Genomic DNA, 24,686 nt, shown 5'->3' with positions numbered 1-24,686 from the left:
TCATTTCAAACGTGTCTTTCGTACGGCGGGCTTCACAACGAGATGGTCCGCCACCGCATTGTTCTTCACCCGCTTCGGCGTGGCGCTCTTGGAGAGTGATGCCAATGCCACAAACCAGGCCTTGGGCATGTCGGTCGGCAGGCCGATGGGGATGCCGGCGAGCTTGGGCGTTTCGTGGAACGGGTGGCCCGGCTCCTGGAAACCCGGTTCGGTGCAGGCGATGCAGGCGTAGCCGCCGCGCGTGCAGCTGCCCTCACCGTTCCACAACCGGGTGTTGCAGTCGGCGTGCACCTGCGTGCCCTTGCAGCCCATGTGCTCCATCATGCAGCCCAGGTCCGACGGCTTCTCGGCACTGGCCTTGAACTCGTAGTACTCGTTGCGCGTGCAGCCGTGGTGCACCAGCTGGTCGGCGTAGAAACGCGGGCGGTTCAGCGGGTCGAGGTCGTCGGCCGCGAAACCGTCGGCGGCCAGCGCCATGAGCGTGTCGATGACCCAGCTCGGGTGCGTCGGGCAGCCCGCGATGTTGATCACCGGCAGGCCGCTGCCGGAACGGAAGTCCGCGCCGAGCAGGCCGCCGAGGCGGTCGTCCTCGTACTGCAGGCCGCAGGCGTCGGTGGGGTTGTCGCCGCCCGCCGTGATGCCGCCCCAGGCCGCGCAACTGCCCACGGCCAACACGTGTGCCGCTTTCGCCGCCAGCTCGCGCACCCAGTGGATCATGGGCAGGCCGGTGCCGGCCAGCATGTGGAAACGCCCCGTGCCGTGGGGGCCGCGCAGCAGCGAGCCCTCGACGCACAGCGCGTCGAGCCGGGTGCCGCCGTCCAGCACCGAGTGCAGCAGCGCGATCACCTCCTCGCCACTCGCCATCGACAGCGAGGGATGCCACAGCAGGTTCACGCCACCGTCGCGCAGGTGGCCCTGAAAATCGGTGGTGTCGGCGCACAGCAGCGACATGCTGCAGCCACCGCAACCGCCGCTTTGCAGCCAGAGTACGTTCATGCGGGGACCTCCTCGGGATGACGGGCCCATTCCATCGCCCAGGCCAGGGCCAAGGCCAGATCGGCCAGCGCCTGCTCGCCCGGTGCTTCACCAAGCTCGAAACGCTGGGCGCGGATGGCGAGCAGCGTGCACGTCGGCGGCTCGGCGCGCTCCAGGTCGCGGTAGACCTGCAGCAGCGCCTCGGGCCCCAGCGCGTGGGTGGTGAAGCCCGCCACCGGCGCAGGCCGCACAGTGCGCACTTCGAACGGCGTCTGCAGGCCGATGGCGGCGTCCACAAACAGCACACGTTCGCGGCCCACGAGGTCCAGCGCGTGTTCGACCTGCAGCTGGAAGTCGGTGAGGCATTCGAGCCGCCCCGTTGGCCAGTGCGCCTGAGCGTGACTGGCCAGTTGTTCGACCAGCAGCGGGCCGAGCGCGTCGTCGCCCCGGCTCGGGTTGCCCCAGCCGAACACCAGCAGCGGCGCCACCTGGGAACTCATCGCGCTGCCTCCGCCGAATGCGGCCGGGTACCGCGCACGGTGTCGCCGCGGGACGAACGGTGCACGTGGTCGAGCACCTCTCCCCGCGCGTTGCGCAGCGTCACCGCCAACGGCATCTGGCCCAGCGCGTGCGTGGCGCAGGACAGGCAGGGGTCGTAGGCGCGGATGGCGACCTCGATGTGGTTGAGCAGCGGCTCGGTGATGGTCTGGCCATCGAGGTACTGCAGCGCCACCGAGCGCACCGCTTCGTTCATGGCCTGGTTGTTGTGCGTGGTCGAGACGATCAGGTTGCAGCTGGTGACGAGGTCGTCGTCACCCACTTCGTATTCGTGGATCAGCGTGCCACGCGGCGCTTCGATGATGCCCACGCCGCCGCGCTGGCGCTCGCCGGTGGCGAGCAGCGGGCCGCCGAGGATGGCCGGGTCGTCCAGCAACTGCGCGATCACCTCCACGCCGTGCAGCAGTTCGATCATGCGCGCCCAGTGCGTCGCCAGCACCGCGTGCACCGGCCGACCACCTTGCGCGGCCACGAAGGCCTGGCGTCGTGCTTCGGCGCGGGGCGTGGGGATGAAGTCGCAGTTCTGCAGCCGCGCCAGCGGGCCGACGCGGTACCAGCCGGCGTCGGGCCCCAGGGCCAGGCGGTAGGGAAACTTCATGTAGGTCCAGGGCTTGACGCCCTCGCCGATCAGCTCGCGGTAACGCTGGTCCTCGAAGCCATCCACCGCCACGCGGCCGTCGGCCTCGCGCACACGCAGCGTGCCGTCGTAAAACTCCATCGCGCCACCGGGGCCGACCAGCGACATCATGGCCGCCGGGGTGTCGGCGAAGCCGACCAGGTGGTCTGGCAAGCCGGTGTGCAGGCGCTCAGCCAGGTCCACCGCCGCCTCGGCCCAGGCCAGCACCTGGGGCAGCTGCGCGCGCAGCGTGTCGCGCTCGGCCGCATCCACCGCGCGGTTCATGCCACCGGGTATGGAGCCGGTACCGTGCACCCGCTTGCCCGCCGTGATGCGGATCACCTCCTGGCCGAACTTGCGCAGCATCACGCCCTGACGCGCGGCCTCGGGGTGCGCCATCGCCACGCCGACGATGTTGCGCTGCGCGACGGCGGCGTCGAAGCCGAACAGCAGGTCGGGCGACGACAGGTGGAAGAAATGCAGCGCGTGGCTCTGCACGATCTGGCCGTGGTGCATGAGCCGGCGAATCTTGTCGGCGGCCTCGGGCACCGGCCAGCCGCCGACCACGCGGTCCAGCGCCTTGGTGGCGGCCAGGTGGTGCGAGACCGGGCAGATGCCGCACAGGCGCTGCACCATCACCGGCACCTCCCAGTAGGGCCGGCCGACGATGAACCGCTCGAAGCCGCGGAACTCGACGATGTGCAGGCGCACCTGCTGGATGCGGTTGTCGTCGCCCAGCAGCAGCGTGACCTTGCCGTGGCCTTCCACGCGCGAGACCGGGTCGATCACGATGCGGCGCAGGCCCTGCGGGTCGGCGGCGGTTTCGAGAGAAGGGGTGGTCATGGTCTCAGTCGTAGCGGATCAGGCCGTGCGCGGGTTCGCGCCCGGCGATGAGGTCCTGCAGCAGATGCCAGAAGGCATCGGCCGACGGCGGGCAGCCGGGCAGCGAGTGGTCGATGCGCACCACTTCGTGGATGGGGTGCACCTTGTTGAGCGGCAGCGGGAGTTCGGGGTCGTCGGGCACGGTTCCGTACACGGCCTGCAGCATGTCCCCGACGTCGAGGTGGTTGCGCAGCGCCGGCAGGCCGCCCGTGATGGCGCAGGCGCCCACCGCCACCAGCACGCGGCAGTTGGCGCGGAAGGCGCGCAGCACCTCGACGTTCTCGGCGTTGCAGAGCCCGCCTTCGATCAGGCCGATGTCGCACAGCCCCACGGTCTTGATGTCGGTCAGCGGCGAGCGGTCGAACTGAATGTGTTCGATGAGCTCGAACAGGCGCTCGTCGATGTCGAGGAACGACATGTGGCAGCCGAAACAGCCGGCCAGCGAGACGGTGGCCACGCGCAGCTTGGCGGGGGCGGGGTTCGCGGTGCTCACTGAACAACCCTCCGTGCTGCGCACTGCGGGACTGAGCGCCTTCGGAACGGCCGGGCGGCGCTCATCCTCGTGTCTCCGCGTCGTCGAAGGTCCGCTGACCGATGGGCACCGCAAAGCCGACCCGCTTGGGCAGCAGCGCACCGACCGGGCAGATGTGGGCGGCGCGGTCGGTCACAGCCAGCGCGCTGTCGCCCAGCCGGCCGCTGGCGCTGTTGATCAGCAGATGCGTGGCTATGCCGTGGCCGCCAATGGCGAAGACCTGTTTGCCATCGAGTTCGTCGCTGGCGCGCACGCAGAGCTGGCAGAGGATGCAGCGGTTGGGCTCGAACAGCACGTCGGGGTGGCTGGCATCGACCGGGCGTTCGGGGTTGAGGGTCTCGTAGTGCAGGTCGGTCATGCCGGCGCGTTCGGCCTGGTGCTGCAGCAGGCAGTGGCCGCTTTTTTCGCAACCGGGGCAGAAGTGATTGCCCTCGACGAAGAGCATCTGCAGCAGGTGCAGCCGCTGCGCGCGCAGGTCGGCGGTGTGGCATTCCACGCGCTGCCCCGCGGCAGCGGCCGTGGTGCAGGCGGCCGCGGGCCGGCCATCGACCCGCACCGTGCAGACCCGGCACGATGCGCTGGCCGACACCTCGGGGTGCCAGCACAGGTGGGGCACCTCGTGGCCGGCGCGCTGCGCGGCCTGCAGGATGGTGTCGCCGGGCTGCAGGGGAACGGGCTGGCCGTCGAAGCTGAAACTGCTCATGGCTTGTGCTCCGTGTGCAGGTGGGCACCGGCGTCGGTGCGGCCGGTCACGCGCCGGGCCGCCGAAAGCTCGGCGTCGAGATCGAACTCGGGCTCGAACTGCGGCGTGGCCGTGCGCGACGCGTAGACCTCTCCGAAGTGGGCCAGCGTGTCGCGCAGCGGGTTGCAGGCCGAGCTGCCCAGGCCGCAGTGCGTGCCACTGTGCAGCAGGGCGTCGAGCTCGTGCAGGCGTTGCAGGTCGAAGGCCGAACCGCGACCGGCGCCACGTACCAGGGCGAGTTTGTCCAGCCGCCGCACCACCAGCTCGGTGCCCACGCGGCAGGGCGTGCAGAGTCCGCAGCTCTCGTGCGCGAAGAAGCGGGCGAAGTGGCGCGCCACCTCGAACAGGTCGCGCGATGGGTTGAACACCATGAAGGCGCCGGCGCTGGGCACGTCGTCGAAGGCGATGCGCCGGTGGAACCCCGAGACGGGCACGCAGGCGCCCGAGGGGCCGCCCACCTGCACCGCCTGGGCGTCCATGGCGCCGCAGTCGGCCAGGATCTGTGCGATCGGCGTGCCCAGCGGGTATTCGTAGAGACCCGGTCGCTCGCAGTCGCCCGACACCGAGTGGATCTTGGTGCCGGTGGACGACGCAGTGCCGATGCCGGCCCACCAGGCGCCGCCGCGCCGCGCGATGTGGGCCACGGCACAGAAGGTCTCGACGTTGTTGACCACGGTGGGGCGACCGAGGTAGCCGCGCTCCACCGGGAACGGCGGGCGGATGCGCGGCGTGCCGCGTCTGCCTTCGAGCGACTCGATCAGGGCCGACTCCTCGCCGCAGACGTAGGCCCCGGCGCCGAGGTGGATGCGAATGTCGAAATCAAACCCGGCCAGGCCGGCGGCGTTGGCGCCGAGCAGCCCGCTGGCGCGGCGGCGCTCCAGCACCGCCTGCAGCTGCGGCAGCAGGTAGCGGTATTCGCCGCGCAGGTAGAGCCAGCCCTGCTGTGCGCCGATGGCGCGCGCCGCGATGGTCATGCCGTCGAACACGGCGTCGGCGTGCTCGCTGAGCAGCGCGCGGTCCTTGAAGGTTCCGGGCTCGCCTTCGTCGGCGTTGCAGACCACGCAGCGCAGCGGGCCACTAGTGCTGGTGTCGGCGTCTCGGCAAGCCTGCCATTTGCGTGCGGTCGGAAAGCCAGCGCCGCCGCGCCCGCGCAGGCCGGCGCGGGCCAATTCGTCAATCAGCGCCTGCGGTTCACGCGCGAGCACTTCGGGCAAGGTCGGCGCGTCCGCCGACAGCCCGCTCAGCAGCACATCGGCGCGGAGCACCTTGTTGTCCACATGAAACCAGTCGGCGGGCCACTGGTCCGCCGGCACCTCGGACAGCATGAGCGCGGCGAGCGCGTCCACCCGCGCGGTATCGAGCCGGGTGATGACCTGGTGGTGGTTGATCAGCAGCGCCGGGCCCTGGTCGCACAGACCGGTGCACGAGCAACGGTCCACGCTGAACCGGCCCTGGACATCGGGCTGGCCCGGCGCCACGCCCAGGCGCTCGCAGAGCCGGGACAACAGGGCTTCGCTGCCGAGCAAACGGTCGGTGATGTTGTCGGAGAACAGCACCCGCAGGCGACCCACGGGCCGGGTGTGGAAGAAGCGGTAGAACGTGGCCACCCCCTCGACCTGAGCCAGCGGCAGGTTCAAGGCTTGCGCGATGTGGGTCAACAAGGCGCGCGGCAACCAGTGGGTCAACGCCTGCGTTTCGCGCAACACCTGCACCAGCGCGTGTGGATCGTGGCCCCAGCGGGACAACACCGCGTCGGCCGCCTGAAGGCACGCGGAGGGAGCACGATCCGGCGCCGGGCCGCCCCAAGCCGGATCAGCCCCCTGGGGGGGCAGCGACCCGCGCAGCGGTGGAGCGTGGGGGCCTTTGGATGTCATGGCTTGTCGAGACCGAAGCGTTGCATCTTGGACCTGAGACCCACTCGCGAGAGTCCGAGTTCCTGCGCCGCGCGGGTCTTGTTCCAGCGGTGGCGCAGCAGGGTTTCACGCAACAGCATGGCCTCGATCACGTCCAGCCGTTCGCCCAGCGTGCCGCTCTGCGGGATGGCGGCGGTGAGGTCATCGGCCGAGCCCGCGGCGCGGCCCTGCAGCACGCGGCTGGAGAAGGCCGCGGCGTCCAGCCGGGTACCGTCGTGCAGCGCGAGCGCGCGCGCGATCTCGTTGCGCAGCTCGCGGATGTTGCCCGGCCAGGGGTAGGCCACGAGGCAGGCCATGGCTTCATCGGGCAGGGTCGAGCCCGGGTGCCCCAGTTCGGCGGCCACGTCCAGAACCAGCTGGTGCGCGATGGGCGGGATGTCGGCCACGCGCTCGCGCAGGGGCGGCACGGTGATGGTGATGCCGGCAATGCGGTAGTACAGGTCTTCGCGGAACAGGCCGTCGCGCACGCGCTGTTCCAGCTGGCGGTGGGTGGCGGCGATCACGCGCACGTCCACCGGCACCGGGCGCGCGCCGCCCACGGGCCGCACCTCACCCTCCTGCAACACGCGCAGCAACTTCACCTGGAACGCCGGCGAGGTCTCGCCGATCTCGTCCAGAAACACCGTGCCGCCATTGGCGCGTTGGAACAGGCCGGGGTGGTCTTCATAGGCGCCGGTGAAGGCGCCGCGCTTGTGGCCGAAGAGTTCGGATTCGAGCAGCGAGTCGGGGATGGCGGCGCAGTTCTCCACCACGAAGGGGCCGGTCAGGCGCGGCGAGGCGTAGTGGATGGCGCGCGCCAGCAGCTCCTTGCCGGTGCCCGACTCGCCTAGCACCAGCACCGGGATGTCGTAGCGCGCGGTGCGTTCGGCCATGGCGCAGACGAGGTCCAACGGACTGCCCGGCGCGCGCACGATGCGGTCAAACCCGAAGCTGCTGCGCGCCTGCGCCATCTGTGTGGCGGTGCGCTGGCGCAGCACGCGGGTGCTGGTGCGCAGCTCCAGGTCGAGCCGGCTGGTCTGGCGCTGCAGGGCCTGGGCTTCCACCGCGTTGCGCACCGCGTCCAGCAGGTGGTCGGGCGACCAGGGCTTGAGGATGTACTGGTAGATGCCGGCCTCGTTGATGCCAGCGATGATGTCTTCGGAATCGGTGTAGCCCGAGATCACGATGCGCACGGTCTCCGGCCACTGCTCGCGCACCTCTTTCAGAAAGGCCACACCGGTCATGCCGGGCATGCGCTGGTCGCACAGGATCACGCTCACCGGCTGGCGCTGCAGCAGGCCGCGCGCCTCCTCGGCGCTGCTGGCGGTGAACACCGTGAAATCCTCGTCCAGCGTGCGGCGCAGCGCGTCCAGCGAACGCACCTCGTCGTCCACCACGAGCACGGTGGGCAGGGCTTCGGGAAGGAGGGGTGGTGTCACAGCCGGTGCACTGCCAAATGCCGGGGCGTCCACGCGTGCGGTTGCTTGTGCACGAAGTGGTGGCGCGCCACGTGGTAGCTGGGATCGAAACCGTAGAAGTTGCGGTGCATGCGCGCCAGTTCCTGTTCGCGGTAATGGGCCAGCGGTCGGCGGGCTTCGTCCTGCTCGCGCCGGGCCTGTTTGGCCGCCAGCTGCTCGGATCGATTGTAGGAGCCGGCCAGGGCCAGCGCGCGTTCCAGACACCGTGTTTCGAAGCCCTCGCGCGGCCCCGCATCGTTGTGGTCGATCAGGCCGATCTGCAGCGCTTCGGCCGCCAGCAGCGGCAGGCGCTGCGCCATCAGCGCCTTCGCGCCGGCCTCGCCCAGGCGGCGCGGCAGCAGGTAGGTCCAGTACTCGGAGCCGTAGAGGTTGCCCATGTTCTTGTAGTGCGGGTTGAGCACCACGCTGCCGTGCGCCCACACCTGATCGGCCGCGAGCGCGAGAAACGCACCGCCCGCGCCCGCGTTGCCGCGCAGCACGCTGACCGTGAGCCGGTCGGTGGTCTGCAGCACACCGAGCGCCACGTCGTTCATGGCCTGGATGTTGCGCCACGAGGCATCGGCCGCGCTGTCGCCCGGACGGTGCGCGGCGGCCTCGATGCTGTTGAGGTCGATGCCGTTGCTGAAGAAGCCTTCACCGCCCATCAGCAGCAACACCTGCGTGTCGCGCTCGCGCACCTGTTGCAGCGCGGCGCGCAGGCGCTCGCAGCGCGCGGTGGACATGGCGCCGTTGTAGAAGTCGAAGCTCAGGCAGCCCACGCGCGCGCCCTCGGGGCCGTGTTCGGTGTAGCGCAGCTCGCCCCATTCGTCGGGCGAACGCTCCAGCGGCACGGGGCGCTGCGGCAAGCCCGCCGCTTCGTCGGCGAACAGCTCGGCCGCCACCTGCTTGAAGCTGCCCTGCACGGGCGGTGTGCCGGGCGGGTCGGCACGGCGGGCCTGGCCGATCCAGACGCCGCCGCCCACGGTGCGGCGCAGCAGCGCGCCGTCGCGCACGGCCAGCAGGGCGCCGGGGTCGGCATCGCTGAACTCGGCCATGCTCGCGGCACTGGCCGGGTGGGCGTCGCCCAGGTAACAGGGCTGGCCCCAGAGCGCGTCGAGCACGCCGGGCTGACCGTCGCCGCTGCGAATCTTGGCGAGCACGGTGGCGGTGTTGTCCTCGGCCCAATCGATCGCGCGTTCGCTCTGGCGCAGCAGCGGCTGCCAGCGGATCACCGGCGCCCCGTCGGTCCACGCCAGGGCTTCGCGCTCGCCACCGGCGAAGCGCTGCACGGCCTCCAGCGTGGCCTGCAGCGCGGCCTGCGTGACTTCGCGCCGGTACAGGCTGCCCTTGGCGGCCCCGCGCATAGGAAATACCGCGTGCGCCCAGACCGGGCCGGCGTCGAAATCGCCATTGGCCTGCAGCACCGTGACGCCCCAGTGCGGCTCGCCGCGCCGGACCGCCCAGTCCAGCGCCGACGGCCCCTGGTCGCCCGGCGGGCCGGGGTGCACCACGAGGCAGGTCACGCGCTGCCACACCGTGGCCGGGATGCGGCGCTTGAGGAACGGCGCCAGCACCAGGTCGGGCCGGAACAGGGCCACGGCCTCTTCGGTCACGCTGTCGGCGATGTCGAACTCCACGCTCAGGGTGTGGCCCGCCGCGCACAGCTCGGCGAACAGCCGCTGGGTGAGGCTGTTGAAGCTGTGGCAGAGCAGGAGGATGCGCAAAGGGTTCATCGGGTTTTCAGAGGGCGGGGCGCAGCGCCAGCAGCTCGCGCGCGGCCTGCTTGCGCCCCATGTAGATGGCGAGTTGGGACTCGATGCCGTCCAGTGCCGCATTGAACTCGCCCACGCTGCGCGCGGCCAACAGGGCCTGGGCGACCAACGGCGTGTCGGGTCCGAAGTGGTTGCCCAGATGGGCCAGGGCTTTGCGGCGCAGGGCGTCGAGGTTCAGGCTGGCGGGCGCCACTTGCGCGGGCGCAGCGGCCGGTGTCGGCGCGGCCAGCGGCGCCTCGCTCGCGTGTGGTGCCACGGGCGACAACGCGACGGTCGGCGGTGGTGAAGACAAGGCCGCAGGCGCAGCACGCGCCACCACCGGCTCGATCAGCCCCAGCGCCAGCAACGCATCCAGATGCCCCTGCAGCTGCGACAGACCACGCGCCATCAGGGCCGACACAGCATCACTGCCATTGACCATGATCAGCACGGTGCGCGTGGCGGGCGACAGCCCCGCCTGACGCCGGGCGATCTCGGCCTTGCCGCTTTCGGTCTTTCGAAACACCTGACTCGACATGCCCTGTCTCCTCGTCTCTTTTTTATGGCCCCGCGAAAACAATCACTCGTCCAACATGCCCTCTCCGAAGCGCGTGCAGCGCCCCACCCAGGACACCGCCGGGCCGGCTTTGCCGGACGGCTGGTGTCGCCCCCTGGGGGGTGACGCCGCAGGCGGCGCGGGGGGATCAACAGATCCTTGGCAATTGTTCTCCGCTGAGCCAGTCCACCACCCGCCGCCCGCCGAAGCGCGTGGCCATCTGCACGAAGTGGTGCGGGTCGGCCGTCACTTCGCCGATGCGCGCCGCGTCCTGCCCCAGCGGGTGCGCGCGCATCGCGGCCAGCACCGTCTCGGCCGCTTCGGCCGCCACCACCGCGATCAGCTTGCCTTCGTTGGCCACGTAGAGCGGGTCCAGGCCCAGCAACTCACAGGCGGCGTCCACCTGCGGCTTCACGGGAATCGCGGCCTCCTGCAGCAGCATGCCCACGCCCGACTGGCGCGCCACCTCGTTGAGCGTGGTGGCGAGGCCGCCGCGCGTGGGGTCGCGCAGCACACGCACCGCGCCCGGGGCGGCCGCGAGCATGGCGGCGACCAGGGTGTGCAGTGCGGCGGTGTCGCTCTCTATCGTGGTCTCGAAGGCCAGCGACTCGCGCTGCGACAGCACGGCCACGCCGTGGTCGCCGATGGTTCCAGAAAGCAGCACCACGTCGCCCGGCCGTGCGTTGCGGCCGCTGATGGACACGCCCGGCGCCAGCACGCCGACGCCGGTGGTGCTGATGAACACGCCGTCGCCCTTGCCTTTTTCCACCACCTTGGTGTCGCCGGTGACCACGGGAACACCGGCCTCGCGCGAAGCAGCAGCCATGGACTGCACGATGCGCTGCAGGTCGATCAGCGGGAAACCTTCTTCGATGATGAAGCTCGCGCTCAGGTACAGCGGCTTCGCGCCGCTCATGGCCACGTCGTTGACCGTGCCGTGCACCGAGAGGCAACCGATGTCCCCGCCGGGAAAGAACAGCGGCGAGATCACGTGGCCGTCGGTCGCCATCACCAGCCGCCCCTCGGCGGGGTCGAAGGCCGGCAGCGCCAGCACGGCGCCGTCGTCGCCCTGACGCAGGAATGGGTTGTCGAAGGCCGCGAGGAACAGCTCCTCGATCAGCTGCGCCGCGGCCTTGCCGCCCGCGCCGTGGCCCATGTCGATGCGGCCGTGTTTGATGTCGAGCGGGCGGATGTAGTTTTTCTTCACGGGCTTGGAGGCGGGCGCCTCGCCGGCACCGGCCTGGTCGTGTTCGGTTCTCATGGGCTGACCTCTTCGGTGGTGGCGGAGGTGGCGACGATGGGGATGTCGCGGAAGCGCCCGTAGGTGTAGTGCGCGGCGCAGGCGCCTTCGCTCGACACCATGCAGGAGCCGACCGGGTTTTCCGGCGTACAGACGGTGCCGAAGATCTTGCAGTCGGTCGGCTTTTTCACGCCACGCAGGATGGCGCCGCACTCGCAGGCCTTGTTGTCGGCCACGGGCGTGTAGCTCAGGTCGAAGCGGCGCTCGGCGTCGAAGGCGGCAAAGGCCTCGCGGATCTTGAGCGCGCTGTAGGGCACCTCGCCCAGACCGCGCCACTCGAAGCTCGGCCGCAGCGCGAACACCTCGGACACCAGGGCCTGGGCCTTGAGGTTGCCCTCGGGCGTGACGGCACGGGTGAACTCGTTTTCCACGTGGGCGCGGCCCTGATTGACCTGGCGCACCAGCATCAGGATGGCCTGCATCACGTCCAGCGGCTCGAAGCCGGCGATCACCACCGGCTTGCGGTACTCCTCGGCGAAGTGCTCGTAGGGCGCGGAACCGATCACGATGCTCACGTGCGCCGGGCCGATGAAGCCGTCGATGGGCACGGTGCCGAGCTGGCGCACCTCGGGCGATTCGAGGATGTGGGTGATGGCCGAGGGCGTGAGCACGTGGCAGCACAAGACGCTGAAGTTGGCCAGGCCCTCGCGCGCCGCGTCGCGGATGGCGAGCGCCGTGGGCGGCGTGGTGGTCTCGAAACCGATGGCGAAAAACACCACCTCACACTGCGGGTTGGCGCGCGCGAGGGCCATGGCGTCGGCCGCCGAATAGACCATGCGGATGTCGCCGCCGCGCGCCTTGGCCTTGATCAAGGAAAGGCTGTCGCTGGCGGGCACGCGCATGGTGTCGCCGTAGGTGCAGACGATGGCGCCACGCTCCAACGCGAGGCGGATCGCGAGGTCGATGCGGCCGATGGGCAGCACGCAGACCGGGCAGCCCGGGCCGTGGATCATGCGCACGTTGGGCGGCAGCAGCTCCAGCACACCGTAGCGGCTGATGGCGTGCGTGTGGCCGCCGCAGAACTCCATGAAGCTGTAGTTGCGGTCCGGGTGCGCTTCGGCGGCGATGCGCGCGCCGATCTGGCGGGCGAGGTCACCGTCGCGGAATTCGTCGATGTATTTCATGGCTGGCCATCCGCGCCGGCAACCGCCTGCATCTCGGCAAACAAGGCCAGGGTCTTCTCAGCTTCCTCCGGGTCGATGACGCCGATGGCGTGGCCCACGTGCACGATCACGTAGTCGCCCACCTGCACGTCGGCCACCAGGGCGATGGAAATTTCCTTGCGGATGCCGCCGAGGTTGACCACGGCCTGGTCGTGGGGGCGCAGCTCCACCAGCTGGGCGGGAATGGCTAGGCACATGGTTCGGTTTCCTTCGTGGTGTGTTCTTGTGGGGCAGTCACGGCCAACTGCTGGGCCGCGACCCAGTCCTGGCCGAGCGCGAGGCCGGCGTCGCCGCAGCCTTTGTCGATGGGTCGGTGCACACGCAACGCCGCCGCCTGCAGGCGCGTGGTCACGCGCTCGCGCAGGATGCGGTTGAAGAAACAGCCGCCGCCTAGGCACACGTCGCGGCTGCCGCACTCCGAGGCAGCGCGGACAGCCCAGTCGGCCAGCGCGTCGGCCAGCGCGAGGTGGAAGCCCGCGGCGGCGGCGTCCGCGCCATCGGGGCCGGCGTCGAACAGCGCAGGCATGAGGCCCCGCAGGTCGAGGCGGTTCTGGGTGTCAATGACGGCGCCGGGCAGCGCGGTGGTGTCGGGGTACAGGGCTAGCCAGCTCGCGGCGGCGGCTTCGAGCGCGATGGCGGCTTGTGCCTCGTCGCTCTGGCGCACGCTCAGGCCCAGCGCACCCGCGGCCGCGTCGAACCAGCGGCCGGTGCTGCTGGTGGCCGGGCAGTTCAGGTTTTTGGCCAACATCTGCTGCACGCCTGCGGCCACGGCCTCACCGACTTGCGGCGCGAAACGGGTGGTGATCTCATCGCCCCGGCCGAGCGCGTGCAAGGCGCTCGCCGCCATGCGCCAGGGTTCGCGCGCGGCGCGGTCGCCGCCGGGCAAAGCGAGTGGCGTCAGGTGGCCCAGGCGCTGCCACTGTGCGCCGTCCACCCAGAGCAGTTCTCCACCCCAGGCCTGCCCGTCTGTGCCCAGGCCCACGCCGTCGAGCGCGAGGCCGATGACGGGGCCTTCGATGCGGTGCTCGGCCACGACGGCAGCGATGTGCGCGTGGTGGTGCTGCACGCCGATGGCGGGCACACCCAGCGAACTGGCGAGCTGCACCGCGAGCTGGGTGCTGAAGAAGTCGGGGTGCAGGTCGTGCGCGATGGCCTGCACCGGCGCACCGGCTGCGTCGGCCTGGGCCAGCAGCGCCTGCACCGATCGCTCCAGCGCCTCACAGGCCGCCGGGTCGCTGAGGTCGCCGTGCACCGGCGACCAGTGCACGCGCCCATCCAGCACGAGGCAGGCCGCGTTCTTGAGCCAGGCGCCGACGGCGAGCACGGTGGTGGACATGGCGTCGGTTCCGTCAGGCGGCCGATCCGGTCGTCAGCGCGGCTTGCGCCTGCGCCAGCTCGGCTTCGAGCTGCTGCACACGCTGGCGCAGCGCGGCCTCCTCGGACACCGGTTCATCGTGGTGGTGATGATGTGCACCCATCGCGTGATCGAGCCAGTGCAACCAGGCGTCCATGCCCTCGCCCGTGGTGGCCGAGAGCTGCAGGATCTCGATCGTTGGGTTCACACGCCGCGCGAGCGCTATGCAGCGCGCCACGTCGAACTTCACGTGCGGCAGCAGGTCGATCTTGTTCAGGACCATGAGCTGCGAGGCCGCGAACATGTCGGGGTACTTGAGCGGCTTGTCTTCGCCCTCGGTCACCGAGAGGATGGCGACCTTGGCGGCTTCGCCCAGGTCCCACACGGCGGGGCAGACGAGGTTGCCCACGTTCTCGATGAACAGCAGGCTGTGCCCGTCGTCGTGGTGGCCGTGATGGTGATCGTGGCTGTGGTGGTCGTGGCTGTGCAGTTGCGCGAAGGCCTCGCTCACCATGGGCGCGTCGAGGTGGCAACCCTTGCCGGTGTTGACCTGGATCGCGGGCGCGCCGGTGGCGCGGATGCGGTCGGCGTCGAAGCTGGTCTGCTGGTCGCCTTCGATCACGGCGACGCGCAGGCCGGGCGCATGTTTTTTCAGCGCCTCGATGGTCGCGCAGAGCAGCGTGGTCTTGCCCGAGCCTGGACTGGACACGAGATTGAGCGCGGTCACGCCGTGCGCTTCGAAGTGCGCCCGGTTCTGCTGGGCCACACGGTTGTTGGCGCCGAGGATGTCGGTCTCCAGCTTGATGGCGCGCGCCTGGCTCATGCCGGGCACCGAGACGCGGGCCGCGCCCGCACCGAAGTGCAGGTCGCCGTTGCCGGGGTTCACCTGCACCACGCCGGCCTCGCCCGCGTGGGTTTGGACATGCCGGGCATGGGCCGGGCTGTTGTCACTGCATCCACAAACGACACACATGGTCTGTCTCCTGGTTCACTCAATCATCACTGACTTGCATGTCAATCACACGCAATTCCATGCCGCCCGTAGGTTGCAACTGGTAGCCGCCGCAGGCCGGGCAAGCGTCACCGCGCTGGGCGATGGCCACGGTCTGACCGCAACCCATGCACCAGGCCTGGCCGGGCGGTTCTTCGATCTGAATCTCTGCACCTTCAAGCACGGTCCCTGGCGCGAGACTCTCCAGCGCGAAACGCAGCGCGCGCACGTCCACCCCCGCGAGCTGGCCGGCTTCGAGCCGCAGCGACAGCAGGCGCGAAAAACCTTCGCGCACGGCCGTGTCTTCGACCAGTTGCAACACACCGCCGGCGAGGCTGGCTTCATGCATGGTGCACCTCCTGAACAGCGGGCAGCGTGTGCGTCACGTCAAACGGCACGCAGGGGTCGAACGCGGCCATGAGCAGGCGCACGCGGCGCTCGGTGTCTTCGGCGGGCTGACCCGCGTCCAGCGCGGCGATGCGCTGGGCCACATCGCCCCGCGGATGGAAGTTCCATTCGGTGGGCGCGAGCACACGGCAGGCGGCCACGCGCGCCGACGCATCGCCCACGGTCGCATCGATCTCCACCTGGTGCACCAGCAGGCCACGCGCCATTTCCACCCACGCAAGACCTTGGCGCTCACCGGTGGTCAACGCCCCAAACGACAACCAGCCCGCGCCGCTCTGGCCCGGTGCGTCGGGTTGGCACAGGCGCACCAGCTCGGCGATGCGGCTGCCCAGCAGCGCCCAGGGCGTGAGCGGCAGGCCAACGGGTTGGTCGTTCAGGCGTGTCCAGCTGCCGGTGTGCGCGTTGGCGCCCTGCCAATGCGGTTGCAGACAGAAGCCGGCCTCTTCCGCCATGGCGGCGGACAGGGTGCGGACATCCGAAGCCCCGGCGTGGACACGCAGCGCGTTGGCGGGTCTCAGCGGTGCCGCGCTGTCGGCGTCTCGCGCGGCGCGCAGCAGCGCGGGCAGCCAGCCCGCGTGGCGGCGGCTCCAGTCGTGCAACCAGTCGGCACCGCAGGCCTGCCAGGCGCGAAGCCAGGTGGTGGCCGGCATCTGCAGCAGCTGATCCTCCAGCCAGGCGAGCGTGGCGGGCCAGGGGTCGGCTGCGGTGGCGGGCGCGGGCGCGTGCAGCGGACAGGCCTGCAGAGCGGCCTGTGCCGGGGCGGCCCAAGACCCCTGCGCGTCGGCGGCCAGCAGGCGCGGCCAGTCCAGGCCGATGCGGCGGATGTGTTCCTGCGCAGTCTCGGTGCGCAGGCGCTGCGCCACCTGCTGCGGCGCGGGCATCAGGCCGGGCGCGGCGGCGTCGATAGAGAGCATCGAACACAGGCGGTGCGCGTGGCCGCAGAGGTTGAACAGGCTGGCCATCAGGCCCGGCAAGGCACTCACCGCCTGACCTCGGGCCAGGCGCGGCGCCCAGTCGGGGCGGCTGCTCTGCAGGGCCAGCGGCAGCGGCGCGCCCGGCGCCACGCGCAGGCAGCCGGCCAGCGAGGTGGTCATTGGCTCCACCCCACGGGTTGCGGTGCGGGCCCCCGTCGGAACGGTCGTGCGGGTGTTCATGCCGCCGCTCCCGCGTCTGGCCGGCGGGCCATGAAGAAGGCGCGACGCGCGGGCAGCGGCTCGGTCGCGATGGGCGCCACCGCCTCGGCTTCGGGCCGGGGACGGACCAGCGCCAGCGACGCCAGTGCGGTTTCGCGCGCCAGGTCCTGGCTGGTGAAACCGTTCATGGGAGAGAACAGCGCGCAGGTCTCGTGGTAGCCGATGGCGGGGTCGTGCGCGCCGATGAAATCGAAGCGCTCGCTGCCGAAATCGCGCACCGCCTTGCGCCCCACGCGGTTGCCGTGGGGCCCGTTCACCGCAGGCAGGCGCAACAGGCTCATGAACCAGGGGGTGATGAGCACGCCTTCGGCCACGGGTTCGGCGGCTTCTTCTCCTTCGGTCCACTCGAAGCCCACGGCTTCGACGCGCAGCGCGGGGTTCAGCAAGGGGATGCCCTGCATGCGCCCGGTCTGCACGTGGCGGTAGAAGTCCACCAGGGCTTGCACGCGCGCGGCCAGCGGGTTGGATGTGGTGGTGTCCATGTGGGCGAGCGGGCTCATGGCTGTTGTCCCTCGTGCGGTGCGCGACGGGTGACACCGGCCGCTGGGTTGGCGGGCCCCTCACCCCAGCCCTCTCCCCAGAGGGGCGAGGGAGTGAAGCCCCCTCTCCCGCTCGCGGGAGAGGGTTGGGGTGAGGGCCGTTGACCGCAACGGCGCAGGGTATGTGCCATGTCCATCATTCCAGCATCAGGAACTGCTCGGCATCGCCGTCGCAGTTCGGACAGCGCCAGTGCGCGGGCAGATCGGCGAACGGTGTGCCGGGGGCGATCTGCCACTGCGGGTCGCCGAGCGCCGGGTCGTAGACCCACCAGCAGATCTTGCATTCGAGGCGCGAGCCGGGTTTGAGCACGTCCCGGTTGCCCAGGTACGAGCCTTCAAAACCTTCGAAGTGGTCCGCGCCGGCCATGGTCACACTCCTTCGAGATAGGTCATCACGTCGAGCAGGCGCTCGTGCGAATCGCGCAGGTCTTCGGGCGCGGCCATGGCCACCTCGGGCATGTCCACCACCTCGACCGTGTTGAGGATCACCTTGTCCATCGAGTTGTAATACACCACGCGCCAGCAGTTCGGCAAGCGCGTGTTGGAGATGCGGCAGTTGCCATAGCCGCGCGAGAGCATCAGCACGCGGCCGGTGCCCAGGTGGTGGTCGAGGAAGCCGATGTCTTCGGGCGTGACCGGCAGCAGCGTGAGGTTGACCACGTGCGACACCTGGCCGGGTTTCCATCCGGCGACCTGGTCGCGGATTTCTTCCACCAGCAGGGGCGCGTTCTGCACGTTGGGCGGCAGCGCGCCGGCCCAATGCGGCATGGCACCCTGGGGCCACACGTCGTCCACCGCGATGGCGCGCAGCAGCGCCGGCACCGGGCCGACCTCGATCACGTCGTCGATCAGCGTGCGTTCGCCGTCCACGGTGCGGAAGGTGATGAGGCGCCACACGCCCGCGAGCACCGACTCCTGGATGCGCACTTCGAGCGCACCGTCTTCTTCGCGCACCAGGGCGCTGGCCTCGCCCTCACCCATGATCTGGTTGACCAGGCGCAGGTCGGCGGCGGGCAGCGCGGTCAGCGACACCTGGCCGCCGGGGCCACGCTCGGCCGTCCGGTCGAGCAGCGCCAGCACCTGGCCCAGCACGGCGCGGGCCGCGTCGCGGCCGGCCAGCTCTTCGGGCTCGGGCAGCACCGGCGGGCGGTAGGTGTCCATGTCTTTGGGCATGGGCAGGTAGTCCAGCGTTTCGTCTTCGGACTGGGTGCCCGGGCCGAGGGCGACGAGCGGAATGGGGAAGTCTTTCATGGGGTGTCCTGGGTGGTCGGTGGGTTCAATGGCAGCCGCTGTCGCTGGCCGTGGCGCCCTGGCTCACCACGGGAATGCCGATGGTGGGCGGGCGCGAGGGCGGCATGGTAAGCGCGGCGGCGACGCCGCTCAGGTACACGTCCCAGTCCTGCATGCCGGCGATGGCGGTGACGTACTGGCCGTCGCGGAAGAACAGCAGCGTGGGCCAGCGTTGCGAGCCGTAGCGTCGCGCCACCGCGTCCTCGTGGTCGCGCGGCACCACCGCGATCTGGAAGCGGTTCGGGAAACTTTTCATCAGCTCGGGCAACACGGCCGCGACGTCCTGGCCTTCGGGGAAACGCACCGGGTCGCCGGCCAGCAACACGACGCGGTCGCCGCCGCCCGCGCTCCACGCGGCCACGGTGGTTTCATCCACCCAGGCGGCACCGAAGTCGCGCGCCAGGCGCATCACCAGCGGTGGCGCGGGGTTGGTGTCGGGCACGGGCAGCGCAAAGGCGCAGCTGGGGGTTTCTGTGGCGGTGTTCATGGGGTCTCCTTGGGGTGGGAATTCAGGTCTGGCCGGACAGCTGCTTCAGCTGCTCGGCGCTCATCTGGGAAGGCAAAACAAAGCCGGCGTCGCCACTGGCATCAAAGCCTTGCATGGCGCCGAGCACGAGGTCCAGCGCACCGTTCACTTCAGCGGCGCGGGTGGCGTCGATGCGCTCGCGCGCATCGCCCAGGAACACCAGCAACCAGTCGCCAGCCTCCAGCGGGCCGACCAGCGCGGTGGTGACGCGGCGGCGCTCGCCGCGGCCTTCGCACCAGGCGTGGCCGGGCTCGGTGGCGGTGACTTGCATGGGCATGCCGATGCACATATCAAAGGTCCTTGGGGAAAAAGCGTTCGTCGCCTTCGCGGCAGGCTTGCTCAGGGGCCGGGCGCTGGGTTTCGTAGGCTGCCAAGGCGAGTTCGTCCATGGTCACCGCCTCGCGCTCGCCCAGCGGCGTGCGGCGCGGTGCGGGCTCACCGCCCCAGCGCGCAATCTGGTCCACGCCCAGCGTCAGTGCCTCTTCCATCGCGGCCTTCACCACCGGGCGCAGGCTGCCGCCGTAGTCCTCCAGCTCCTGCGGCTGGCAGCCGATCAGCAGCACGTTCGCCGGGTACTGGCCGGTGAGCTGCGCGAGCGAGAGCACCTCCTGGAAACCGGTCTGGTGCAGGCTCATCTTCTTGGCGCCCATGAAGCGCGGCACGGCGTCGTCGCGCACTTCTTTCAGCGTGCCGGGTTCCAGGCCGTAGTCGATGGCGTCGAAGATCAGCAGCGCGTCGGCCGCCTGCACATGCTGGATCAGGTACAGACCCTGGGTGCCGCCGTCGATGAGCGACACGTGTTCGGCGAACTCGAAGCGGCGTTGCAGCGCTTCGATGCAGCGCACGCCAAAACCTTCGTCGGCCCAGAGCAGGTTGCCGATGCCGAGCACCACGATGGTCTGCGGCCGGGCGGGGGTGTCACCACAGGGGTGACAGGTGGATTCGGACGGATGGGCGCTCATGGTGGGTGGTCCCGAAAAACTCAAAGGGAAGAAGGGGTGACCGAGCTGGAACAGAAGCGCTTCCAGGCGTGGAAGCTGTCCCAGGCGGCCTGGTGCGCGAGCCAGAAACCGGCGTCGATGCCGAACTGGCGCGCGCAACGGATGGCGGTGTCGGGCGACATGGCCCGCTGGCCATGCACCAGCTCGTGCAAGCGTCGGCGCGAGAGGCCCAGCACCCGCGCCGCCTCGCTTTGGCTCAGCCCCAGCGGCGCCAGGCAGGTGTGCGCCAGCAGCCGCCCCGGGTGCATGGGCGTGCGCACCGGCACGCCCCGCGGGGGGATGGTCCAGCTGGCGGCGACCGGCTTCATGGTGCTCAGTCCTTGAACGTTCTACGGCCGGAGATCATGGTCGACACGATCGACTGGCGGCCCATGATGTCTTCGCGGATCGCGGCGTAGATGTGCAGCGTGATGAACATGATCAGCGCCCACATGCCCATGCGGTGCCAGGTGTGCACGTCCTGGCTCTGGCCGAACAGCGGGATCACCCAGCCAAACATCCGTTCCTGCCACGAGCCCATCTGCGAGCCTTCGCCATACAGCGCAAAGCCGGTGATCACCATGAAGATCGAGAGCATCAGGAAGCCCGCGAACATGGCCAGACGCGCCAGCGGGTTGTGGCCCACGTAACGGCCCGGCCGCGGGATCAGGAAGGCGTACCACTTGAACATGGTGAGCACCTCTTTCCAGTAGGCCTTCTGGAAGATCGGCACCCAGAAGATTTCGCGCGCGTGGTGGTTGCCCACCAGCGCCCAGTAAGCGCGACCGATCAGGCCCACAGCCAGCAGGTAGCCCGCCGTGAAGTGCGCGAAGCGGATGTAGCCCATGAGGTAGTGCGCGCTGGCCTCGCCCGGCATGGTGGGCAGCGGCTGACCGATGAAATAGCCGGTGAGGGCCAGCACGGTGATGGACGCCGCGTTGATCCAGTGCCAGAGGCGCACGGGCGCTTCGTACACATAGACCGATCGGGTGGCCTGGCCGTGTGAGACGGCGCTCTCGTCGATGCCGGTGACATCGGCGAGGCGTTCGGGGGATGTGGTGGACATGGTGGCCTCCAAATAACGGTTGCCGTTGATCGGGGTGGCCGTCAGGCCGCCAACTGACCGAAGAGCACCAGGCCGGATGCGCCCAGCACCGCGCCCAGGCCACCCAGCGCCCAGCCGCTGCGTTCGGCCAGCGCGCGGCGGATGCCGAGGCCCGCGAACACGCCGCCGATGTGCAGCGCGGCCGTGGTCAGCAGGAAGCCCGCGGCATACCCTGCGAAACCCGTGGCCGGCGTTTCAGCGCCGTGCGCCAGGCCGTGCAGCGAAGCCGCCGCGGCCACCAGCCCCAGGCCGACGGCGGCCGGCATCGTGCGGCGGGCCAGCACCAGCATGGCGCCGAACAGCAGCACCGACAGCGCCACGCCCTGCTCCAGGAACGGCAGGCTCACGCCGGCTGCGCCCAGCGATGCGCTGATGACCAGCGCCAGCAAAAACGTGGCCGGGCCTTGCCAGGCCTTGCCTTTCGGCAGGGCCGAGACCGACCACACGCCCACGGCCACCATGGCCAGCAGGTGGTCCAGGCCGAAGGGGTGAGCCAGGCCTTCCATGAGGCTGGTGGCGCCGTGACCCGGGTGGGCCTGGGCCACGCCGGCCAGACCGGTCAGCAGCGCGGCGGCAGTCAAACGGCGGATGTATTTCGATTGCATGTGTTTCTCCTCGTTGTGGGGTTCAGCGCACAGTGACTCTGCTCATCTCCTGGCCGTCTTCGCTCATCACGTGGGTCGAGCAAGCCAGACAGGGGTCGAAGCTGTGCAGCGTGCGCAGGATCTCCAGCGGCTGCTCGGGGTTGACCATGGGCGTGTTCATGAGCGAGGCCTCGAAGGCGCCGATCTGGCCCTTGGTGTCGCGCGGCGAACCGTTCCAGGTGGTGGGCACCACGCACTGGTAGTTCTCGATCTTGCCGTCCTTGATCTTGATCCAGTGGCCCAGCATGCCGCGTGGCGCGGCGACCGTGCCCACGCCCTTGGCCTCTTTCGGCCAGGTGGACGGGTCCCACTTGTCGGCGTTGACGGTGCTGGTGTCGCCGGCCTTGATGTTGCCGATCAGCTGTTTGAAGTCGTCCATCATCATTTCGCCGCAGTACTGGCCTTCCAGCGCGCGCGCCAGGGTGCGGCCGATGGTGGTGGGCAGCAGCTGCTTGAGCGAGAAGTTGGTTTCCGGCAGGCCCAGGGCCTTGGGGATCGCGCTGTTGATCGCCACCGCGGCGCCGTCCACCTGCTCCTTCACGCGCTGGCAGTACTTGTTGCCCTGCACAGCATGGGCATAGCCCAGGATGTAGCGCGACAGCGGGCCGACCTCGACGGCGTGACCGCGCCAGCGCGGGCTCTTGATCCACGAGTACTTGGCGGACTCATCCAGGTTCTCGATCTGGGTGCGCGTGCCCTTGAAGTTCGGGCCTTCGGGGGCGTAGTTGGCTTCGGTGACGCCGTCCCAGGGGTGCAGCCCCTTGGTCTCGTCGCCGTACTTGTACCAGCTGTGGCTCACGAATTCCTGCACCTGCTCGGGGTCGCGCGGGTCGATGGCGTGGATCTTGTTCCAGTCGCCGTTCAGGATCACGCCGCCGGGCAGCTGGTGCGTGCTGTGGTCGTACGGCACCTTCTCGTAAGTGCCGTAGTCGGCCACGTTGGTGGCGGAGAGGCCGCCGCCGTAGAGCCAGCCGGCGTTCTTGTAGATGGTGCCGATGGCCAGCACGTCCGGGATGTAGACGTTGTTGTTGAAGTCGATCATTTCCTGGATGCGGGCCTGCACGAAGTTCAGCCGCTCCATGTTGATCGGGGCGCCGGCGGCGCCGTTGCCGTCCAGGTTGATGGCGCAAGGCACGCCGCCCACCAGGTAGTTGGGGTGCGGGTTCTTGCCACCGAAGATGGTGTGCACCTTGACCCACTCTTTCTGCAGGTCCAGCGCTTCGAGGTAGTGCGTCACGGCCATCAGGTTGGCCTCGGGCGGCAGCACATAGGCCTTGCTGCCCCAGTAGCCGTTGGCGAAGGGCCCGAGCTGGCCGCTTTCAACGAACTTCTTCAGGCGGTTCTGCACGTCGCGGAAGTAGCCGGGCGAGGACAGCGGGTGCGCGGGCGACACCAGTTGCTGCAGCTCGCTGGTCTTCTTCGGGTCGGCCTGCAGGCAGGACACGACATCGACCCAGTCGAGCGCGTGCAGGTGGTAGAAGTGCACCGCGTGGTCGTGCACCTGCAGCGTCTTGGCCATCATCTCGCGGATCAGGTGGGCGTTCAGCGGGATGCGGATGCCGAGCGCGTCTTCCACCGCGCGCACCGAGGTCAGCGCGTGGCAGCCGGTGCAGACGCCGCAGATGCGTTCCACAAAAGCCCAGGCGTCGCGCGGGTCGCGGCCTTTCAGGATCACTTCCAGACCACGCCACATGGTGCCGGTGGAGACCGCGTTGCGGATGACGTTGTTGCTGTCGAGGTTGACCTCGCAGCGCATGTGGCCCTCGATGCGCGTGACCGGGTCGACGACGATGCGCCGGCCGGTGTTGTCCATCTTGAAGCCCTGTGTTTCGTAAGCACCCATGGTGTTCTTCCTCGTGTGTCTGGATCAGCTGTTGGTAGACGCCGCTTTTTTCTCCGCGGCCTTGTCACGCGAGCGCTTGGCCACCGAGATGGCGGCGTGCGCCGCGACCGCGGCCCCCACTACACCGGCCGCCGTGCCGCCGATCTCGTCGGCGTTGGCCTCGATGCCGAAGGCGTGGATGTCGGTCAGGCGGTCGTAGAACGAACCCTTGTCCCAGAAGCCGTCTTCACTGCAGCCGATGCAGCCGTGGCCGGCCTTGATCGGGAAGCTGGTGCCCTCGTTCCACATCACGGTGGAGCAGGCGTTGTAGGTGGTCGGGCCCTTGCAGCCGACCTTGTAGAGGCAGTAGCCCTTGCGCGCGGACTCGTCGTCCCAGGTCTCGACGAACTGGCCGGCGTCGAAGTGCGGGCGGCGGTAGCACTTGTCGTGGATGCGCTGGCTGTAGAACATCTTCGGCCGGCCCTGGCGGTCCAGCTCGGGGATCTTGTCGAAGGTCAGCATGTAGGTGATCACGCCCGTCATCACCTCGGGGATGGGCGGGCAGCCTGGCACCTTGATGATGGGTTTGTCGGTGATGACCTTGTGGATCGGCGTGGCCTGGGTCGGGTTTGGCTTGGCGGCCTGCACGCAGCCCCACGAAGCGCACGAACCCCAGGCGATGATGGCCTTGGCGTCTTTCGCCACGTGCTTGAGCTTGTCGATGAAGGGCTTGCCCGACTGGATGCAGAACATGCCGTCTTCGTTCAGCGGCGGGTTGCCTTCCACCGCCAGGATGTACTGGCCCTTGTACTTGGTCATGATCTCTTCGAGGATCGCCTCGGCCTGGTGGCCGGCGGCGGCCATCAGGGTGTCGTCGTAGTCCAGGCTGATCATGGAGAGCACCACGTCCTTGGCCAGCGGGTGCGCCGAGCGGATGAAGGACTCGGTGCAGCAGGTGCATTCCAGGCCGTGCAGCCAGAGCACCGGGGTGCGCGGCTTGGTTTCCATGGCGTGCGCGATCTGCGGCACGAACGAGGGGGCCAGCCCCAGCGAGGTGGCGGTGAGCGAGCAGTACTTGAGAAAGCTGCGGCGCGAAATGCCCTTGCGGCGCATCACCTCGTAAAAGGTTTCCATCATGGGTTGTCTCCGTTGGCTTGTGTGGGTCGGGCCGGCTCGCGCCGGTGGGTCCCCCTGGTCCCGCCGCTCGTGCAGGCAGGTGATCTACCGTTCGCAAGCCGCAGGCCATCACAAGCCATCCCCGGGAAAACACCGAGAATGCTCCGTAAGCACTTGATTTTAATCAAGTTTTTTTGACTTCAGAGACCTCGCTTCACTTCGGTCATTTCAGAACTGGAAAACAGAGTTCCACTTGATCAGACAAACCGGACAATCACATTCCGTTTCGTCTTG

27 protein-coding genes are annotated in these 24,686 nt (G+C 69.3%); all 27 read right to left on the bottom strand.

The features are described 5' to 3' along the window. Positions 1-996, bottom strand: coding sequence for a hydrogenase small subunit (locus KIH07_RS05045; protein WP_226490932.1), 996 nt, complete (start codon positions 994-996; stop codon positions 1-3). After that, complete coding sequence (locus KIH07_RS05040; protein WP_226490931.1) at positions 993-1,475, bottom strand: hydrogenase maturation protease; 483 nt, start codon at positions 1,473-1,475, stop codon at positions 993-995. Before KIH07_RS05040 ends, KIH07_RS05045 begins: the two co-directional genes overlap by 4 nt. Beyond that, positions 1,472-2,992, bottom strand: coding sequence for a Ni/Fe hydrogenase subunit alpha (locus tag KIH07_RS05035; protein ID WP_226490930.1), 1,521 nt, complete (start codon positions 2,990-2,992; stop codon positions 1,472-1,474). Before KIH07_RS05035 ends, KIH07_RS05040 begins: the two co-directional genes overlap by 4 nt. A 4-nt stretch (positions 2,993-2,996) precedes the next feature. After that, positions 2,997-3,524: an NADP oxidoreductase gene (locus tag KIH07_RS05030; RefSeq protein WP_226490929.1), complete on the bottom strand. Its 528-nt coding sequence runs from the start codon at positions 3,522-3,524 to the stop codon at positions 2,997-2,999. A 61-nt stretch (positions 3,525-3,585) separates the two neighbouring features. After that, positions 3,586-4,266, bottom strand: coding sequence for a 2Fe-2S iron-sulfur cluster-binding protein (locus KIH07_RS05025; RefSeq protein ID WP_226490928.1), 681 nt, complete (start codon positions 4,264-4,266; stop codon positions 3,586-3,588). Further along, entirely contained in the window at positions 4,263-6,053 is a 1,791-nt protein-coding gene (locus KIH07_RS05020) for an NAD(P)H-dependent oxidoreductase subunit E (RefSeq protein WP_226490927.1), read from the bottom strand. Before KIH07_RS05020 ends, KIH07_RS05025 begins: the two co-directional genes overlap by 4 nt. Positions 6,054-6,175: 122 nt before the next feature. After that, positions 6,176-7,636 carry a sigma-54-dependent transcriptional regulator gene (locus tag KIH07_RS05015; protein WP_226490926.1) on the bottom strand — a complete coding sequence of 487 codons (1,461 nt, stop codon included), beginning with the start codon at positions 7,634-7,636 and terminating at the stop codon, positions 6,176-6,178. Beyond that, positions 7,633-9,387: an enoyl-CoA hydratase-related protein gene (locus tag KIH07_RS05010; protein WP_226490925.1), complete on the bottom strand. Its 1,755-nt coding sequence runs from the start codon at positions 9,385-9,387 to the stop codon at positions 7,633-7,635. The genes KIH07_RS05015 and KIH07_RS05010 overlap by 4 nt, the downstream gene beginning before the upstream one ends. Positions 9,388-9,394: 7 nt before the next feature. Then, complete coding sequence (locus KIH07_RS05005; protein WP_226490924.1) at positions 9,395-9,943, bottom strand: hypothetical protein; 549 nt, start codon at positions 9,941-9,943, stop codon at positions 9,395-9,397. Positions 9,944-10,109: 166 nt separating this feature from the next. Then, a complete protein-coding gene (hypE, locus tag KIH07_RS05000) occupies positions 10,110-11,222 on the bottom strand; it encodes a hydrogenase expression/formation protein HypE (protein ID WP_226490923.1) in 1,113 nt (370 codons plus the stop codon). Then, on the bottom strand, positions 11,219-12,385 hold the full coding sequence (gene hypD, locus KIH07_RS04995) for a hydrogenase formation protein HypD (RefSeq protein WP_226490922.1): 1,167 nt from the start codon (positions 12,383-12,385) through the stop codon (positions 11,219-11,221). The genes hypE and hypD overlap by 4 nt, the downstream gene beginning before the upstream one ends. Further along, positions 12,382-12,621, bottom strand: coding sequence for a HypC/HybG/HupF family hydrogenase formation chaperone (locus KIH07_RS04990; protein WP_226490921.1), 240 nt, complete (start codon positions 12,619-12,621; stop codon positions 12,382-12,384). The genes hypD and KIH07_RS04990 overlap by 4 nt, the downstream gene beginning before the upstream one ends. After that, a complete protein-coding gene (locus KIH07_RS04985) occupies positions 12,612-13,760 on the bottom strand; it encodes a carbamoyltransferase HypF (protein WP_226490920.1) in 1,149 nt (382 codons plus the stop codon). Before KIH07_RS04985 ends, KIH07_RS04990 begins: the two co-directional genes overlap by 10 nt. Before the next feature lie 13 nt (positions 13,761-13,773). After that, positions 13,774-14,751, bottom strand: coding sequence for a hydrogenase nickel incorporation protein HypB (gene hypB, locus KIH07_RS04980; RefSeq protein WP_226490919.1), 978 nt, complete (start codon positions 14,749-14,751; stop codon positions 13,774-13,776). 19 nt (positions 14,752-14,770) lie between these two features. After that, entirely contained in the window at positions 14,771-15,118 is a 348-nt protein-coding gene (locus KIH07_RS04975) for a hydrogenase maturation nickel metallochaperone HypA (protein WP_226490918.1), read from the bottom strand. Beyond that, positions 15,111-16,331 (bottom strand): hypothetical protein, encoded by a 1,221-nt coding sequence (locus tag KIH07_RS04970; RefSeq protein WP_226490917.1) that lies wholly within the window; start codon positions 16,329-16,331, stop codon positions 15,111-15,113. The genes KIH07_RS04975 and KIH07_RS04970 overlap by 8 nt, the downstream gene beginning before the upstream one ends. Beyond that, complete coding sequence (hybE, locus tag KIH07_RS04965; protein WP_226490916.1) at positions 16,328-16,870, bottom strand: [NiFe]-hydrogenase assembly chaperone HybE; 543 nt, start codon at positions 16,868-16,870, stop codon at positions 16,328-16,330. Before hybE ends, KIH07_RS04970 begins: the two co-directional genes overlap by 4 nt. A 175-nt stretch (positions 16,871-17,045) precedes the next feature. Then, entirely contained in the window at positions 17,046-17,276 is a 231-nt protein-coding gene (locus KIH07_RS04960) for a rubredoxin (protein ID WP_226490915.1), read from the bottom strand. Between the two features lie 2 nt (positions 17,277-17,278). Next, positions 17,279-18,160 (bottom strand): hydrogenase expression/formation protein, encoded by an 882-nt coding sequence (locus KIH07_RS04955; protein WP_226490914.1) that lies wholly within the window; start codon positions 18,158-18,160, stop codon positions 17,279-17,281. A 25-nt stretch (positions 18,161-18,185) separates the two neighbouring features. Next, positions 18,186-18,686: a hydrogenase gene (locus KIH07_RS04950; protein WP_413465700.1), complete on the bottom strand. Its 501-nt coding sequence runs from the start codon at positions 18,684-18,686 to the stop codon at positions 18,186-18,188. Between the two features lie 22 nt (positions 18,687-18,708). Beyond that, on the bottom strand, positions 18,709-19,014 hold the full coding sequence (locus KIH07_RS04945) for a HypC/HybG/HupF family hydrogenase formation chaperone (RefSeq protein WP_226490913.1): 306 nt from the start codon (positions 19,012-19,014) through the stop codon (positions 18,709-18,711). Between the two features lies 1 nt (position 19,015). Further along, positions 19,016-19,687 (bottom strand): HyaD/HybD family hydrogenase maturation endopeptidase, encoded by a 672-nt coding sequence (locus KIH07_RS04940; protein ID WP_226490912.1) that lies wholly within the window; start codon positions 19,685-19,687, stop codon positions 19,016-19,018. A 20-nt stretch (positions 19,688-19,707) separates the two neighbouring features. Further along, the gene (locus tag KIH07_RS04935; RefSeq protein ID WP_226490911.1) at positions 19,708-20,034 is read right to left on the bottom strand and encodes a HigA family addiction module antitoxin; all 327 of its coding nucleotides are present in this window, start codon (positions 20,032-20,034) and stop codon (positions 19,708-19,710) included. A 5-nt stretch (positions 20,035-20,039) separates the two neighbouring features. Further along, positions 20,040-20,771 carry a Ni/Fe-hydrogenase, b-type cytochrome subunit gene (gene cybH / locus KIH07_RS04930; protein WP_226490910.1) on the bottom strand — a complete coding sequence of 244 codons (732 nt, stop codon included), beginning with the start codon at positions 20,769-20,771 and terminating at the stop codon, positions 20,040-20,042. 41 nt (positions 20,772-20,812) lie between these two features. Further along, positions 20,813-21,415, bottom strand: a complete 603-nt coding sequence (locus KIH07_RS04925) for a HupE/UreJ family protein (RefSeq protein WP_226490909.1) — start codon at positions 21,413-21,415, stop codon at positions 20,813-20,815. Between the two features lie 22 nt (positions 21,416-21,437). Next, complete coding sequence (locus tag KIH07_RS04920; protein WP_226490908.1) at positions 21,438-23,297, bottom strand: nickel-dependent hydrogenase large subunit; 1,860 nt, start codon at positions 23,295-23,297, stop codon at positions 21,438-21,440. A gap of 24 nt (positions 23,298-23,321) precedes the next feature. Further along, positions 23,322-24,410, bottom strand: a complete 1,089-nt coding sequence (locus KIH07_RS04915; protein ID WP_068170743.1) for a hydrogenase small subunit — start codon at positions 24,408-24,410, stop codon at positions 23,322-23,324. Positions 24,411-24,686 lie beyond the last annotated feature (276 nt).

Origin of the sequence: Hydrogenophaga taeniospiralis (assembly GCF_020510445.1) — a bacterium.
In the GTDB taxonomy this organism is placed as follows: domain Bacteria; phylum Pseudomonadota; class Gammaproteobacteria; order Burkholderiales; family Burkholderiaceae_C; genus Hydrogenophaga.
Note: the sequence above shows the minus strand (reverse complement) of the source record. Positions and strands in the feature narration are given on the sequence as shown.